Origin of the sequence: Tenacibaculum sp. SDUM215027, assembly GCF_050566205.1 — a bacterium.
GTDB lineage: Bacteria > Bacteroidota > Bacteroidia > Flavobacteriales > Flavobacteriaceae > Polaribacter.
In genome coordinates, this window is sequence record NZ_JBNXUE010000003.1 from 215,020 (window position 1) to 229,379 (window position 14,360).

The following is a 14,360-nucleotide window of genomic DNA, read 5'->3' on the forward strand; positions in this document are numbered from 1 at the left end:
ACTTCAAAAAGCTCTTGACCGCTCCGTATTTTATCGGGCATGCAAAGTAGCTTTGTGCTTCTTTATGACTGGATAGTTCTGCTAGGCGTATCAATACTTTTTTTGGTAATTTTTCTAATTGGGCGATGGCTTCTTTTTTAGTTTGTATCTTCATGGTGTTCTTGTTGTTGTTCGATAATCTGTGCTACTTGTGTGATTAAATCTTCTTGCCAGTTGTCAAGCAAATAGTTAAAAAACATGACTTGCTCGTCAGTGGCAGTGGGAAGCTTTTGTACAAAGGCTTTTTGTATGGGCGAAACATTCGGGCTTGCTAACTGACTCGGGTGTCCTGCGGCATTGCCTCCTGAAGCTGCTAAGATTTTAGGGAGCATCCCGCCCAAGGTTTCCATCGTCTTTTCAAAGGCAGGGGTTTCTAAAAAGCTCTTTTTCTTCAGCAGTTCTCGCTCGACTCTGAGTTCTTCTCGTTCTTTTGCGGTCTCTAACTTAATCGTAAGTGAGCTGTTGGTTTCTTCTAATACTCGATTTCGAGAACGCAAGTCTTTGACGGTTTCTTTTAGCTCTTGTACTTGTTCTTTATAGTCTGCCGAACGTTCTGCTTGTACCATCTTTGCCATCAGCTCTGGCGCTCCTAAAAAGGCGGTAGTGGGGTCGGTAGCATTCATATCTTGGGTTAATTTTTCTGTGAGTGTTTGTAGCGTGTGATAGGTGGTTTTACCATCCTTGGTATAGGTTTTTTGTAAGGTAAAGACCACCGCTCCGCTAAATCCTTTTTCGGGTAAGGCTTGTAAAAATTGGGCTATCGAACCGTATTTGCTTTCTATGTCTTCTAAGGTAAAGGCGTACTTCTGTGCCGAAGTAGACTTGACAAGTTTTACGCCGTTACTCGATACCTTGATGACATGATTGCTTCCTCCTTGTAGGTGGTTTTCTACGATGTTCGATAATTGATTATTCACAATATAAATACCTTACTATGGCTTTTTTAAAGGGTGTTGTGTGTACGGCTTCGAGTGCTGGGTGTTCTGAAAATTCAAAGCGTATCAAGCCGTCTACAATTGGATGATTGGTGTTTACGACAAAGGGGGCTTGGGCTGTGATTCGCTGTCCTGAACCGTCTTTGATAAGCAAAGGAACACTTAGCTCGTGTGGGTGTATTTCAAGCTTTACAACACCTTTGCAATCGTTCTTCTCTGAAAAGTTTATCTCAAAATCATCGGTAAACTGTTCGCTGTGGTATATGGTTTTCATTCTTAGCACTGGTTAGGGGCTTCTATCTCAAAAATGAACTCGCCACAAATAGGTCTGCTTCCTAGGGTTTCCCAACTGATAGTCACTCGTTCGTTTTTGCTTTCAAAGTCGAGTTCTTTAAAGCCCTCGTTATAGCCTCCATTTTTGTGTTCATAGTCTTTGATGTCCGTGGTCTCAGTCAGCAAATGCCCTCTGCTGTCTTTCAGGGTAATGTCTGTTTGAGAAATTCCAAAAGGAACTAATCTCGACATGGTTTCTCCTGTGGGCATACCTGTGTCCATAGGGGGCATATAGGAGATAAAATACACTCCGATTACTTTTCCTGTGGGGATGGTGTCGCTGACCTCGTTTTGCAAGAGTTCTTCAGGGGGGAGATTGGTCTTTAAAAGGTCTTTGTTGATTTTTATGCGTTTGTATATCTTTTTCATCTTTGGTGCTTGTGGTAACACTTTGCGCTTGTCTTAGCGCAAAGTGTGGTTATAAAAATGAGCTTAGCGTTTTTGATAGGTGGCAAACCCTGATAAGCGTGCAGAAGCGAACAGGGCTTTTCCGTCTTCTAACGTGATTTTTGCACCTTCTGGGTATTGGATTTCGATTTCGGTAATGGTGTCGTCTTCCAACAGGGCAAATGAACCTAGTTTGAAATAGTGATTCCCGCTTTCGGTAGCGCCTAAAATGTCGCAAATCGGTAATTCTATTAGGATTTCGTTTTTTTGCTTGACTACGACCATCGATTGCATTAAGGTGTTTGGTACTTTGGCTATGCTATAGGCAATGTCTTGCTCTGGTTTGCTTGCATCGTCAATGGCACATTTAAACGTGATGCCATTGGCTACAAAGACACGTCCTTTGACTAAGGAGTTTCCGTCAAAATTGGTCACGCCTCTTTTGGCTACTGACGAACCTGTTAACAGGGATACCGTTCCGCCTACATCTACTTTTTTGTTGGCGTATAAAAAGCTAGGCATGGGCTTCATCGCACTGATGTTCCACTTTTCGTTTTCTTTGCGTTTGGAGTTCTTGTATTTTAAATACTCGGTTACTCGTAAATAGGCTTCTTCGTTTCTTAAAAAATTCATCTTTTTCTTTTCTTTTTTTCTCACTAAGTGAGCTTTAGCATTACTTTGATACGTTTGTATCTACTGGTTTTTGTTTTTTAACTATTAAAATCTTCTACGGTTTCGTAGGAAATGTCTTCGGAAATTCCATCGTAGTTAGGACTGGTGTAACTTGATAAAAAGTCGGTGCTATCTAGTGCAAAGGGTTCGTTCCAATTGTCATAAGGAGATCCTAAAGCGGAATGTAATAGCGGGGTGTTTTGTAACTTTTCATCCAACAGTTCTTTGACGAGTTCGCCTGTTTGGGTGACGGCGGTTCCCATTGCCATGTCTTGCGCAATGGCTTTGCCTGTGGTTTTCCTGTCCAAATAGGCTGCGCCTACGACACCTGCCAAGGCTAACATGCCTTTTTTGAGCTTGGTGTTTTGCATCGGTAGCTTTTTAGCGGTTACACGTGAAAGCATTGCGCCTGCACTCATACTTAGCAAACTGACTACCGAGTTTTCTATTGATTCTTTTCTCATCGTTTATTTTTTTTGTGTCATCACGTACATGCCTCCTAACAATACGAGTATGCCTGCTCCAACTCCTACATACAACAGTGTGTTGTCTTTTTTGGGGGCTTGTTGTTGTGTTTGTAATTGTAGCTGCATCATTTTTACCAAGTTGTCTACCGAGGTTTGCTGTGCTTGTGCTTGTTGTTCTAACTTGGCTATTAGCATCGGGGCAATGTCCTTGGTTTCTCCGTTGGCTTGTTGTACATAGACTGGTTTTCCGTTTCGGGCTTGTTCTATTTGCGACCATGTTCCGCCAACGGTATTGATTATTCCCATCAGATTCGCTCCGTCCCAAAATCCATGAAGTCCGCTTGCTTGTGGTTTAGAAAGTGCCTGACTTTCTAAGGCTTCTTCTTGTTCGGCAAGCAATAGGTGTGTTTGTAACAAATTCATCGTTCTTAGTTTTATACACTTACGGACTTCACCGTTTTGTGGGTTGGACTTTTCTTATTGAGATATACCACTGCGCCTAACAGTGCAATACCTCCTAATATCAGCGGTGCGTTTTCTTTGGCGATTCCTGCAATGCGTTTCTTGTTGGCATTGCTGACCTCGGCGGGTGTGGCATTAGCTGCTTGGGCTTTTTCATGGTCTCTTTCTGCTTTGTACTTTACAATTTTTTGTTTGACTTGGACAATGCTTTGTTTAATGGCATTGAGCTTTTGTTGGTTTGCTTTAATGACTGCATTGGCTTCTTTGATACCTTGGGTTTGTTGACGTTCCAAGGTTTGAAAAGCGCCTTTGATATGTCCTAGGGACTTTTCTGCATTGCGCAAACTTTCTTCGGCTTTTTTTCTTTTGGAGACTGCACCGTTACACCAAGCGCCTAAGCCTAACGCATCGGCGATGCCTTCTTCTTGGGCTAATTGTTGTTGTTCGGCTTTTATGGCTTGTTCTAAGCGCCGTACTTCTTTTTTAAGGCTTTCCCATTCGGCAGCTTGTCGTCCGTTTTGGAGTGCCTTGTACTTGTTGTCCCATTCGGCTTTTTGCGCCCATACGCCTTTGGCTTGGTTGTTCAATCGACTGGCAATTCCATTGGAGGGACAAAAGCCATCGAACCAACCATACAGCCCATACGGAACATGCGTGCCTATGGTGTCAAATTCTTCATTCATAACTTTTTATTTTTTTTGTAAAAACAATACGAGCAAGGCGGAGGCTGCTGCGCCAATACCTACTTGGATTTTTAATCGCTTGCGCTTTTTGGCTTGCTTATCTTCTGCCACGTTTTTTTTAAAGCGTTCTTGATAGTCTCGTAGGGCTAATTCATTAGCGGTACGTGTGTTTTGAGCTTCTTCTTTTAGGTATTGGGTGTAGTTTGCATCGTATCGCAACCATACTTTGTAGAGTTCTCGTTGTAAGGGTTGTTCGAAATAATACAGCATTTCTCCGCCTAAATGTGCTTTGGCTCGTAAGGCTTTTACATTGTCTAACAGTGGGGTTATTTCTTTTTCATAGCTTTTTTCCCGTCCGTCGTTATAGGTTTTTTGTAAATGGGCTAGGTTGTTCATTAGCCATTTTTCTGCATTGGCTTCAAATGGAAATATCGGGTCTAGTCCATAGGTGGATATTTCTTTTCGTATCACAATAAAGCGGTAGTCGGCTACGATGGGGTTGGTTTCATTCTCCACCACAAAATAGAGCGTTCTACTGTTTACATTGGCTGACTTGGTAAATGCTTCTATCTTGAAATAGGGGGCATGCTTTTTAAATTCTTCGAAAAAATTATCGATAAATGTTTTTAATTTTTCCGCAAAGGCTAACGCATGGGCTAGGGTTTCTCCGTCGCAATGTTCGTAAGAACTATAGGCGGTTTCGTTGCGCAAATGGGCAATACCTAAATCTACTTCTTTGAATATTTCGTTGAACAGGTGTTGTGTCCTTGCACGGTTTCTAAAAGTGATGGCTTCGCCTAATTGGGTAATTTTTTGTTGTAGCTTGTCTCGTAAATCACGTCTGATTTTAAGTTCTACTACTGAGGCATCGTAATACGAACCACTACAGGAGTTCATTTCTTGTATGAATTCACTCACGGCATAGTTCACTAGTTTTCCAACGCCTTTTACCAGTTCTCCGCCAATGGCTCCTGATAAGCCTTGGGTTTTGGGGGTCATTAATACATCGTCAGATTGGTGTATGTCCTGTTCTTTGAATGTTTGTAAGGTGCCGTCTATGGTATAGTACCCGTCGTTTAGGTCAAATGTGTGTTGGTTTTTTGGAACTATTACATATACGTGACTGTAGCCCTCGCCCTCTTGTTGTATAACACGTCGCAAGTAGTGTGTAACCCCACAATTTAATAACACACTGCTTGCGAAAATGCTATAACTTTTGCAATCCAACCCCTGTGAGCGAGTCGCCCAAGCACAGGCAGGGCTACGTAATAATTGGTCGTAGGTATCTATCTTGTATTGTAGATGCTGATACAAAAACTTGTGTAGCTCCTTGCATAATTTTTGTAAGGGGTGGTTTGCAAATTTTTCTTGGGATAGCTTTTGGGTGTGGTGTTGGTATTTATATACCCACAATGCCATACTTTCAATTGCTACCTTGGTGTCTCCGTTGGCAATTTTTACGCTACTACAGTCGCTATGTGGAAGTAACTTGTCGTATGTACTTCCTTTTTGGGTGGGTCTGTATAAGATGGTATTAATTGCCTCGGGATTCACTTCTTTTTCTTTTGCTGAGTCAAAAGTACTTGAAGTGTTTTGTGGGCATTCAGGGTTTGAAAGGCTTCGCTAAGTTATGCTGTAATTAGCTAACTTTTGGGAGGGTTTGGTAAGATTGGGGAGGGTTTAATACGTGAAATAGTTTTTTATTCTTCCTCCATTTGCGAACCTATAAAAGGTATTTTTGGGGCTAAAAAATAACCTGTTAAACTTGCAAAGAGAATTGGAACAAAGTGTCCGAATCCCGTTAGGGTAGCCAATAAAATTGTGGTACTCATTGGTGTTCTCGTTACACAAGCATTAATAGCTGCCATACAGCTAACTATTGCTAGTGTCAAATTCATTGTCGGAAATAATTGATGGATAATTAGCCCTAGTGTTGCTCCTACAAAAAACAAAGGAATAATAAATCCTCCCCTCCAACCTGAGGTTACAGTTATTGAAATGGCTATAATTTTAAAAATTAAAATAGCTAGTAATAAAGTCAAAGAAAAATTGCCTGAAAGGAGTTCATTAATCTCATGATGTCCAAAATATCGTGTTATAGGAAAGTAAAATGCTATAATCCCGAGTAAAAGCCCTCCTATTAGAGTCCTGATATAAATGGGTAACGGTCTTTTTTCAAATATAGATTTGAAAAATTTGACACAAAAGATAAATCCCCATCCAAATGTAGTGCCAACTATAGCAAATAGAACAGCGTAACCAAAATCAAAAAGTCCTGAATATTCATAAGCTGATAAATCCCATATTGGACCAAGTCCCAAATGAATGATTAAAGCAAAGACTAAATAACTGAAACAGCTTGCTACAAACGCAGGCATAATTGCTTTATAGTATTCAACAGCGTGTTTATGATGTAGTATTTCTAATGAGAATAAGCTTCCTCCCAATGGAGCACCAAACAGTGCTGTAAAACCCGATGCCATACCCGCAATACTTAATGACCTTAATTCTTCTCCTTTCAATCGAAATAATTTTCCTATCCAAGTTCCTGTTGAGCCTGTTACTTGTACTAAAGGTGCTTCTGGTCCAAGACTACCCCCTGATGCAACACATAATAAAGAGGAAAGTATCATTGAGGGATTGTTTTTGGGTTCAAGTTTTCCTTTATTAAATCTAATGTTATTTACAATTAAGTGTATTTCTCCTGGGTCTCCTATAAAGTGAATTACCAATCCTGCTAAAAACCCACAAATTGCCATTAGAGGAATAACCTGCCAACCACTAAAAAAAGCTAAGCTATGAGTCAAAAACTCAAGCCCAATCCAATAAATACCCGCTATCACTCCGCCTATTAATCCAAGAAGAGCCCATAATAAAAATGACCGACTAAAAACAAAAGGATTGAATCGAATAGGTTGGTCTAAAATATTTAGATATGTAACTAGTTTTCTTCGTTGTTTTAATTTCACCGACCTTATTTATTTTGCGCGGTAAAGTTATATGATATAAACTAACTCATATAATAATTTTATAAAAAATAGTTTAACCTTTGTCTTCTTATAGCTTTTTCAGGAAAACAAAAAGAGCATTCAATATATGAATACTCCTTTTTTTTGTACAGTGATTTGTCCCCATATTTGTCTGTACATTTTTATTAATGATTAGTAACGTTGAGTTTATAAATGTTATTGCCTTCAACTTATAACATTGTAAAAAATTCTCAAAAACTGATTGCAACATACTTAATCGTTTTTAAATTAATTTTCTTTACTTTTTCTATACTAAATCATATACTTCTAAAAATCTTCGTACCTCACTTGGGCGTAGTTTCTTTTTATGTTTAGCTACCTCGAAAGGTAAATGGCGTATCTCTGCGATAATCTCATTAATCGTTACTCGCATTTCTCTTTCTGGTAGGTAATAGTATTTTTCAAATAGTTTCTTTTTACTGTAAATAGCGGTCATTGTTCGTGTGTTTACTGCTAATAGGCTTTCTCATAGACATACCCTGTAATGGTATTGTTGCCATCATACACATATACTTTTTTGGGTTCGTGTACGTAACTGGTGCTTCCTGACATTAGAATGTAATTGATAAGGCTCTGGTTGTCTAGCTTGTAATAGTAACGCAGTGTTACTCGAATGATAAATGTTTCAAACTGACAAAAAAATTCTTCTTCGCTTATTCTACCGTCTTCATGGTGTCTTTTTCCTCCGATATTGTCTTGATGCTCTTTAACAAAGCTTAACAGCTTTTCGTAAGTGTTGGCTTGCAAGTAAGCGACATACATAGGGTCTTGTTCTTTGGTTTTGGGTGAAGCTTCCGTTGTTCCTCCTTGTAATACTAATTCGTTTTCTAACATACTTTTTAAACTCTGTGCATTTCCATAAAATCTCGTTTCATTTACATTGGTTACGTTTCTTGCGAGTATGGTAATGCCTTGTTGTTCGTCTTTGTAATTGGTATTGTGGGTGATTAGTATTGCTTCGTTAGGGTATCTCGGGTGCTTGTGAATAGCTATTGTGGGTAAGATGTGTTCTATCGCTCCTGATGTTCCTGTGATAACTATATTACCATTTGCCTTTTGTTGTATTTTCATGTTCTTTTTTAAATTGTACTTCTCTTTTTGCGTTTTCTTGCGCTTTATTGCGTTTTTCTTGCGTCTTCCAATACTGCTTTTCTTCTTGGAGTTCACACCATTTTTGATAACTGTTCATTGCTTATTTTTTATCTAATTCTGATCTCCCAACGATAGACTGATTTACTGGCGAGCTTAATGGGTATTTCGGGGTTTCAGAGTTTCAGTCTCATACTACAAACCCTTTTTCTGTGTTGGTTGATGCTTTGTTGTTCTTTTTATGCGGTTACTATTGTCGTGATATGTTGTTTGGTCTGATTGTCAAAAAACATAAGCTTGTTGGTAGCGCCTACATATTTTGACTTTTGAAATCGTTTGTACATACTATTGATTAAAGTGTTGATGGTTTTATTGTTTTTACTCAAATGGTTATACCAAACTGGGTTTGCATAGGTGGTATGGCTTGTTTTATACTTTAAATGACTATTCCCATTTTTTAAGAGTATGACCATTTTTAGCTTGCTACATTTTGGACAGGTGATTTTGTGTCCTGTTCCGCAATGGCATCGATTTTCTTTTTTCCTCATTTTTAGATTCTGTTTTGATTGTTATAGTGTATCATAGTGGGCAATGCTGACAGATAGCTATGTGGTAGGTTGGTTTGTACATAGGTATATAGCTGTTTTGCCGTATAATTGCCTTTTTCATATTTCTTGATGGCTGTTGTAATTTTCTTTTGATAGGTGGCTTTGCGCTTTCTTGCGTTTTGTTGCGTTTGTTGTTGCGCTTTTTCTATTGCCTTTTGTTCCTGATACTTCACATGGGTTTTCCATACTTTATGCAAGCCGAAAAAGCCTATTTCATGGGTTTGGGTACGTGTTTTATCAAAATACAACGAGGGATATAATGCAGTTACTTGTGATTTGATAAACCATTTGCGAGCAAACTCTAGTTTCCAACGGTATTCTTTGAGTTTTTGAATCAGGGTTGCCTTTTGAGTAATGTTTGTAAATAGTTCGTTGTTTAGGTAATTGATGGCTTTTTTCCATTCGCCCACATAGACATTGTGTTGTTTCCATAGTTTTGCAGAAGTTTTGATACAATCTTGTAGTAAAATTGCCTTAAACTCTTCAGTCGTTACATTGGCGTAGAGTTCTATTTTTTGCAAATAGTCATAACGTAATCCTTTGTAATTATCATACACACCGTCTGCCAATTGTTGCGCTAGTTCTCTATCGTCTTGCAATCGAGCTAAAAAATTATGTGTAAGCGGACTGTTTGTGCCTTGGCTTGGTTTTTCTTGTTTTAAAAAATCAGGCAACAAGGCTTTGACTGCTTCGGAGGTTTGGCGCGGGCGAGTGGTTGTTTTCTTACTTATCACTGTGGTGTTCTTGTAGAAGCCGTCCGCAGGACATGTAAATTCTTCCTTTTGAAACTCTGTGTTATGTACACAGTCTTTTATTTCTTTTTCTTTTAATAAAAAGGTTCTAGTAGTATCATTATTATCTGGTAATTCTTTCCAGTTCTCCTGTTTAAAAAATTGGTTTTCAATTCTTTTGGGTTTTGGTGGGTTTCCGTCTAAAATCGTTAGGATTTCAGGGTGAAAATTAACCGTTATGGGCTTGTATTGGTTGGTATATGTATAGTTGATTAAGATGTTGGCTTCTCTAAGTCGTTTGATGTGGTTTTGCGCTGTTTTTTTGCAAATAGCAAGTCTTGGTATCTCTGCAATAGTATGTGTGGCTAATTTGCGGTGGTCTATGGTTAGCTTTGGTAAAGCACTTTTTAATACACTGGTTGGACGATTCATTTCTAAGAGATATGAATTGCGTTGTTTTAATTGAGCGATGTAAAAGCCTACCAAAACATTAAATAAAAGCTCGGTGGTGTACTTGATGGTTGGTTTGCGCTTTTTTGCGATATAGTTTGCGCTTTTTTGCGCATTGAATTTTGCTACCTCTTTGTTGTAAGTAGTTGCAAATTCACTACGGTGTTTCTTTGTAAAGTCTGCGACTTGTTGGGCTAGTGTTGGAGTATTAGGAACTATAACCGTTTTGTTATACTCAGCTATGGCTTTGTTGTACTCTATAGCTTGCTGATTGTAACTATGTACATATTGACGGTAGTTATCCATCGTGCTTTTCATAGCACTTCTATCTAAAAAAGGATAGTTGATATAGTTGTAGTGTTTACTTATCGCTTTTTCATGCTCTTTTCCCTTTTTTAAAAGCAAATACCCATGTTGGGTATTAAATTCCTCTACGGCTTTGTTGTATTGCGTATTGTTTAGCTTTTTGCGCTGCGCATTGTCTTTAAATAGCTTGATAGCTAGTTGGGTTATCGCATCCAACGTTGTGTTTTGTAAATACTCATGTACTTTTTGATTGTACAGTCCTATTTTTGTTAATGATGTATTGTTTTTTTTCATATATTCGAGGTTCTTAAAGTTCTGCGTCCTTGCAGAACTTTTTTCATAGCAATTTTTTAAACGGTTAGTGACAGCTAACCGTTTTTTGCTTTAAAAAAGTAACCCACAACCTGAATGTTGTGAGCTACTTACAATAAGTGCTTACTTATCGCTGTGGTGTCTTTGCGCTTTTTGCGTTTTTCATTGCGTTTTTTTGCGCTTTCTTTTTCATGGTTATTGTTCAAAGCTCTCTACTATCTTTTCTAAAAATTGAATTTTAGGAATATGGTATTTACCGTCTTGAAAGATTGCTTGAATGGTATTTTTATGGATGCGGTTTTTAACCGTGTTAGGATGTACCTTTAAATATTTTGCGCAACCATCTACGGTAAGCATCGTATCATTGGCATTAAAAATGGTTAAGGCTTTAAGGTTTACTTTTAATAAGTCTGCTTGGGTCATATTCAATTTTTTAAATTTTTGTGCTATTTTTTATTTTTTGCTCACAAACACCAATAATCTATCGTTAATTGTTATATTTGTGGACAATTACGGCGCAAAAATAAAATCAATTGTCAACTTTTAGAATAAATTGTGGACAAAATAATTTTAAAAAATTGATAAGATGTTGAAAACCAGTTCGGAAGTTTTACAGGAGTTATTAGACCATTTAGGCATCAAAGCAAACCGCTTATCGGTAGAGATTGGAGACAATAGCAATTCTCGTATCTACTATGTAAGAAATGGAAGAAGTAGAATAAGTCCGAAGCTAGCCAAAGCGATTACTAATAGATACAAAGAGATTAACTATATGTATTTACTCACAGGAGAGGGAGAACTTGTCAACAAGGACACTATGGTCAATGCGAATGGAAATGTTTTTGTAGAAAAACCTGATGGTAGTTTTAACGTAACTACACGATTGATTCCTTTTGATGCTTATTCTTCTTTTTTAGAAACCTTAGATGATGCAAATGTAATTTATGAATGGGAGGAAGTAACTTTTAATGTAGAAAAGTACGGTCGTGGTAATTATGAAGCGTTTAGAACTAAAAATGATAGTATGAATGGTGGCGGAATTAATGATACGCCTAACAGAGCTTTGGTATTGGGCAGAGAACTTGGGAGACATCATTGGATGGATGGGTTCAATCCTACTTTATACGGATGGATTATTCTTTCCAAGCACAATGTTTTTCACAAGGATATTATCGGACTGGATAAAGAAAACGGGACGATTATTTGCCATAGTAGAAATAAAAGCCCCGAGTATTCAGATTTTGAGTTAGACCTTAATGAGGTATATCAAATTTTTAAAGTAATTAAAAGAACGTTTTAAAATTAATCAACTCTTTTTTGGCTGTAATATTCATTCCAGTGATTGAGTAGTTTCTCTGCATGTTCTGTTGGGGTAACTTTAATGTATGATAAAAAACTTTTTTCAGAAGAGTGTCCAGTAATTTTCATGATAGAAAGAGAAGGGAAGTTCATCTTGTATAAGTTGGTTGCAAAAGACCTACGACAAGTGTGCGAGCTTACCAATTTATATTTAGGGTACATGCCTACTTTTTTACGATAGATGTCTGTTTTCTCATCTTTAACCATGAGTGAACCTTTTACCTTATCGGTAAATCCTACTTCTAAGCAAACCTCTTTAATATATTCATTGAATTTTACATCAGTAATCATTCTAGGCATACCTCTTTTGTTAATGACTTCTTTGATTTGATGGTGTAGGGGAATAACGACTTTAACCCCTGACGAATTTTTGGTCTTTTTAGGCTGTACAGTGATAAATTTATCATCCGTATTAATTTGAGGTAAATTAAGAAAGTCAGAAACTCTCAACCCTGTCCAAAGACCAATAATAGCCATGTCTCTACAATTTTGTAAACGTTCATTTTTTGAAAAATCGTGATTGAAAAGTGTATCGATTTCTTTTTCGTTTAGTGCTATCGATACACTTTCTTCTTTGATAACAGAAAACTCACTTCGTTCATAATCCTTATGAACATCATAACCAAATTCTACATCGGCTACTTTAAGCAATTTTTTGATGTTTTTTATCAAATCTCCTGTATAGTTGACAGAGTATTTTTTGTTATCCGTGAGGTAGTGTACCAAGGCATCATAGACAACAATATCAAACTTGTTTATTTTGATTTTTGAACGTCTGTAAGTTTCAAATTCTTTTAATCGATTGTTTGTTTTTTTATAGTGCTTTATCTTGTCTGCTGTATAATTTCGTTTTGTAGAACGATTGATAAGGTTAGGCGCTTTGATAAGAAAATCATCGATAAAATCAGTAAGGTATTCAAATCCTTTTTTTTCTGCTGCAACCTTTTTCTTAAAATGCTTGTCAAACTCCGTTTTTAAGAACTTTCGAGTTAGGGGTATATTATTGATTTTACAGTTATCAATTAATCGTTCCAAAAAGGTATCATAGAGCATTATATTGGAAGTTATTTTTTTTAACTTCGCTCCACCGATTCCTTTTTTGGATTTTGGTAGTCTGTTTTCAAAATCCCAATTCTCAGGATTTATTTTTTCGCCAGTTGAATATTTGAAAATAGCCTTTTCGCTCTTTACATAGAATTGAATAATTATCAGTGTCTCTTTTTCTGACTTAGGTTCTTTTAAATAGAAATACATTTTTTGTTTTTTTACTTACCCCAAAGATACAATAGTGGTAAATATCGTGGTAAGAAAAAATGTATTTTTTTTATTTTTTTAAAAACAACAAAAAACAACAAAACGCCTACAACACTATAAAATATGCAGGTTTTGAAAAAACGCACACAAAACAAAACAACAAAATGCAATCCTGCCGAGGTCACAAAAAAGCCCTTTAAAATATTGATTTTAAAGGGCTTTTGCTTTTTTAGGTGGCAATATTGGTGGCAAAACCTAATAAATCATACCAGAATAACATTATTACTCCTCAAAACATCCTCCCTAATCTTACTAACATCTACCTCTTTAGGCAAAAAAATCTTATAAGTTCCTCTTACTTGGCTAAAATCTTTTTTCAAAAAAGCAACTACCACTTCCTCTTTTTGATTAATTATCGATTGGAGAAATATTAAATAAGGGGATAAGTTTACTGTTTTACTCCCTCTATTCACTTTATTTTCCTCTAACAAACAGCTTTCCAAGTCTTTTAGCTCTAAATCTAAAATCCCCATTAGATTAATAATATTATCTATCAACCTTATCATGTCACTTGGTAAAAAAACTTCTGAAAAATACTTATTAAGCATTCTTTTTACACTCTCTTGCTTTTTAATTCTTTTATTTTCTTTAGGTAACCCTGAAATAACATCTAATTTCCCAGCTTGCTCTATAGACACCTCTGCTGATTCAAGCATAGCTTTTACTTGATAAGCCACTCTCTCTTTCACCCAGCTTATCTTATCTGATTTATAAACCAAGTCATGTGTAGCTATTGACCAAGCATGCTGTAAAAAAGTTTTTATTTGAATTTCAAAAACAATATCATCTATTGGTTTTTTATCCCCAAACTCCTTCTTTAGACTAACATACATTCTTAAATCATCAAAGACAAAAGAAGAACTATCTTTATGTGTAAAAGAATCACTTTTGGGCCTTTGATATTTAAAATCAAAAAACTTTTTAATTCTTTTCTTTGCTTTATTTATTGAACCCGCATTTTCTACCACGATAGTACACGCAAAAAAGTCTTCCATTTCTTCAGGATTACTAACCCTACATGTTTCCATTTTCAATGCAAAACTTTCTTGTTTCTTTACACGACTCACATAGTGCCATTGAGGATCTTTCACACTGCTAACCAACTCATCAACCCTCTTCTTCAACACTCCATTCTTTTCCAATAAACCACTATGTATTTGGGCTATAGAATTTACAATTTTCAT

18 protein-coding genes are annotated in these 14,360 nt (G+C 36.9%); 1 reads left to right on the top strand and 17 read right to left on the bottom strand.

Annotated elements, in window-relative coordinates; translation table 11 throughout:
- Nucleotides 1-137: 137 nt before the first annotated feature.
- From ACQYZ7_RS09150 to ACQYZ7_RS09220, 15 genes are all read right to left on the bottom strand, one after another.
- The gene (locus tag ACQYZ7_RS09150; protein WP_430729447.1) at nucleotides 138-956 is read right to left on the bottom strand and encodes a hypothetical protein; all 819 of its coding nucleotides are present in this window, start codon (nucleotides 954-956) and stop codon (nucleotides 138-140) included.
- Nucleotides 949-1,248, bottom strand: a complete 300-nt coding sequence (locus ACQYZ7_RS09155; RefSeq protein ID WP_430729448.1) for a hypothetical protein — start codon at nucleotides 1,246-1,248, stop codon at nucleotides 949-951. Before ACQYZ7_RS09155 ends, ACQYZ7_RS09150 begins: the two co-directional genes overlap by 8 nt.
- A gap of 2 nt (nucleotides 1,249-1,250) precedes the next feature.
- Nucleotides 1,251-1,676, bottom strand: coding sequence for a hypothetical protein (locus ACQYZ7_RS09160; protein ID WP_430729449.1), 426 nt, complete (start codon nucleotides 1,674-1,676; stop codon nucleotides 1,251-1,253).
- A gap of 63 nt (nucleotides 1,677-1,739) precedes the next feature.
- Entirely contained in the window at nucleotides 1,740-2,351 is a 612-nt protein-coding gene (locus ACQYZ7_RS09165) for a hypothetical protein (RefSeq protein WP_430729450.1), read from the bottom strand.
- A gap of 53 nt (nucleotides 2,352-2,404) precedes the next feature.
- Entirely contained in the window at nucleotides 2,405-2,830 is a 426-nt protein-coding gene (locus tag ACQYZ7_RS09170; protein WP_430729451.1) for a hypothetical protein, read from the bottom strand.
- Nucleotides 2,831-2,833: 3 nt separating this feature from the next.
- Nucleotides 2,834-3,256, bottom strand: coding sequence for a hypothetical protein (locus ACQYZ7_RS09175; RefSeq protein WP_430729452.1), 423 nt, complete (start codon nucleotides 3,254-3,256; stop codon nucleotides 2,834-2,836).
- Between the two features lie 11 nt (nucleotides 3,257-3,267).
- On the bottom strand, nucleotides 3,268-3,978 hold the full coding sequence (locus tag ACQYZ7_RS09180; protein WP_430729453.1) for a hypothetical protein: 711 nt from the start codon (nucleotides 3,976-3,978) through the stop codon (nucleotides 3,268-3,270).
- A 6-nt stretch (nucleotides 3,979-3,984) separates the two neighbouring features.
- The gene (locus ACQYZ7_RS09185) at nucleotides 3,985-5,532 is read right to left on the bottom strand and encodes a hypothetical protein (RefSeq protein ID WP_430729454.1); all 1,548 of its coding nucleotides are present in this window, start codon (nucleotides 5,530-5,532) and stop codon (nucleotides 3,985-3,987) included.
- Nucleotides 5,533-5,678: 146 nt separating this feature from the next.
- Nucleotides 5,679-6,947, bottom strand: coding sequence for a chloride channel protein (locus ACQYZ7_RS09190; protein ID WP_430729455.1), 1,269 nt, complete (start codon nucleotides 6,945-6,947; stop codon nucleotides 5,679-5,681).
- A gap of 307 nt (nucleotides 6,948-7,254) precedes the next feature.
- Nucleotides 7,255-7,443 carry a hypothetical protein gene (locus ACQYZ7_RS09195; protein WP_121146007.1) on the bottom strand — a complete coding sequence of 63 codons (189 nt, stop codon included), beginning with the start codon at nucleotides 7,441-7,443 and terminating at the stop codon, nucleotides 7,255-7,257.
- A gap of 17 nt (nucleotides 7,444-7,460) precedes the next feature.
- Nucleotides 7,461-8,078, bottom strand: coding sequence for a hypothetical protein (locus ACQYZ7_RS09200; RefSeq protein ID WP_430729456.1), 618 nt, complete (start codon nucleotides 8,076-8,078; stop codon nucleotides 7,461-7,463).
- Nucleotides 8,050-8,196, bottom strand: coding sequence for a hypothetical protein (locus ACQYZ7_RS09205; RefSeq protein ID WP_430729457.1), 147 nt, complete (start codon nucleotides 8,194-8,196; stop codon nucleotides 8,050-8,052). Before ACQYZ7_RS09205 ends, ACQYZ7_RS09200 begins: the two co-directional genes overlap by 29 nt.
- Nucleotides 8,197-8,335: 139 nt before the next feature.
- Nucleotides 8,336-8,644 carry a hypothetical protein gene (locus ACQYZ7_RS09210; protein WP_430729458.1) on the bottom strand — a complete coding sequence of 103 codons (309 nt, stop codon included), beginning with the start codon at nucleotides 8,642-8,644 and terminating at the stop codon, nucleotides 8,336-8,338.
- Between the two features lie 2 nt (nucleotides 8,645-8,646).
- Nucleotides 8,647-10,485, bottom strand: coding sequence for a hypothetical protein (locus ACQYZ7_RS09215; protein ID WP_430729459.1), 1,839 nt, complete (start codon nucleotides 10,483-10,485; stop codon nucleotides 8,647-8,649).
- Nucleotides 10,486-10,698: 213 nt separating this feature from the next.
- Nucleotides 10,699-10,926 (bottom strand): helix-turn-helix domain-containing protein, encoded by a 228-nt coding sequence (locus ACQYZ7_RS09220; RefSeq protein ID WP_099214612.1) that lies wholly within the window; start codon nucleotides 10,924-10,926, stop codon nucleotides 10,699-10,701.
- Nucleotides 10,927-11,089: 163 nt separating this feature from the next.
- Here ACQYZ7_RS09220 and ACQYZ7_RS09225 point away from each other — a divergent pair, with 163 nt between their 5' ends.
- Nucleotides 11,090-11,803, top strand: a complete 714-nt coding sequence (locus tag ACQYZ7_RS09225; protein ID WP_430729460.1) for a hypothetical protein — start codon at nucleotides 11,090-11,092, stop codon at nucleotides 11,801-11,803.
- 2 nt (nucleotides 11,804-11,805) lie between these two features.
- Here ACQYZ7_RS09225 and ACQYZ7_RS09230 read toward each other — a convergent pair whose 3' ends face one another.
- Together ACQYZ7_RS09230 and ACQYZ7_RS09235 are read right to left on the bottom strand one after the other, a co-directional pair.
- Nucleotides 11,806-13,116 carry a tyrosine-type recombinase/integrase gene (locus ACQYZ7_RS09230; RefSeq protein WP_430729461.1) on the bottom strand — a complete coding sequence of 437 codons (1,311 nt, stop codon included), beginning with the start codon at nucleotides 13,114-13,116 and terminating at the stop codon, nucleotides 11,806-11,808.
- A 263-nt stretch (nucleotides 13,117-13,379) separates the two neighbouring features.
- Nucleotides 13,380-14,360 (bottom strand): hypothetical protein, encoded by a 981-nt coding sequence (locus tag ACQYZ7_RS09235; protein ID WP_430729462.1) that lies wholly within the window; start codon nucleotides 14,358-14,360, stop codon nucleotides 13,380-13,382.

Bases quoted from the DNA above. Each gene is read 5' to 3' on its own strand.
- ACQYZ7_RS09155 (WP_430729448.1), bottom strand. From the start codon at position 1,248: ATGAAAACCATATACCACAGCGAACAGTTTACCGATGATTTTGAGATA.
- ACQYZ7_RS09160 (WP_430729449.1), bottom strand. From the start codon at position 1,676: ATGAAAAAGATATACAAACGCATAAAAATCAACAAAGACCTTTTAAAG.
- ACQYZ7_RS09170 (WP_430729451.1), bottom strand. From the start codon at position 2,830: ATGAGAAAAGAATCAATAGAAAACTCGGTAGTCAGTTTGCTAAGTATG.
- ACQYZ7_RS09175 (WP_430729452.1), bottom strand. From the start codon at position 3,256: ATGAATTTGTTACAAACACACCTATTGCTTGCCGAACAAGAAGAAGCC.
- ACQYZ7_RS09180 (WP_430729453.1), bottom strand. From the start codon at position 3,978: ATGAATGAAGAATTTGACACCATAGGCACGCATGTTCCGTATGGGCTG.
- ACQYZ7_RS09195 (WP_121146007.1), bottom strand. From the start codon at position 7,443: ATGACCGCTATTTACAGTAAAAAGAAACTATTTGAAAAATACTATTAC.
- ACQYZ7_RS09200 (WP_430729456.1), bottom strand. From the start codon at position 8,078: ATGAAAATACAACAAAAGGCAAATGGTAATATAGTTATCACAGGAACA.
- ACQYZ7_RS09205 (WP_430729457.1), bottom strand. From the start codon at position 8,196: ATGAACAGTTATCAAAAATGGTGTGAACTCCAAGAAGAAAAGCAGTAT.
- ACQYZ7_RS09210 (WP_430729458.1), bottom strand. From the start codon at position 8,644: ATGAGGAAAAAAGAAAATCGATGCCATTGCGGAACAGGACACAAAATC.
- ACQYZ7_RS09215 (WP_430729459.1), bottom strand. From the start codon at position 10,485: ATGAAAAAAAACAATACATCATTAACAAAAATAGGACTGTACAATCAA.
- ACQYZ7_RS09220 (WP_099214612.1), bottom strand. From the start codon at position 10,926: ATGACCCAAGCAGACTTATTAAAAGTAAACCTTAAAGCCTTAACCATT.
- ACQYZ7_RS09225 (WP_430729460.1), top strand. From the start codon at position 11,090: ATGTTGAAAACCAGTTCGGAAGTTTTACAGGAGTTATTAGACCATTTA.
- ACQYZ7_RS09230 (WP_430729461.1), bottom strand. From the start codon at position 13,116: ATGTATTTCTATTTAAAAGAACCTAAGTCAGAAAAAGAGACACTGATA.
- ACQYZ7_RS09235 (WP_430729462.1), bottom strand. From the start codon at position 14,360: ATGAAAATTGTAAATTCTATAGCCCAAATACATAGTGGTTTATTGGAA.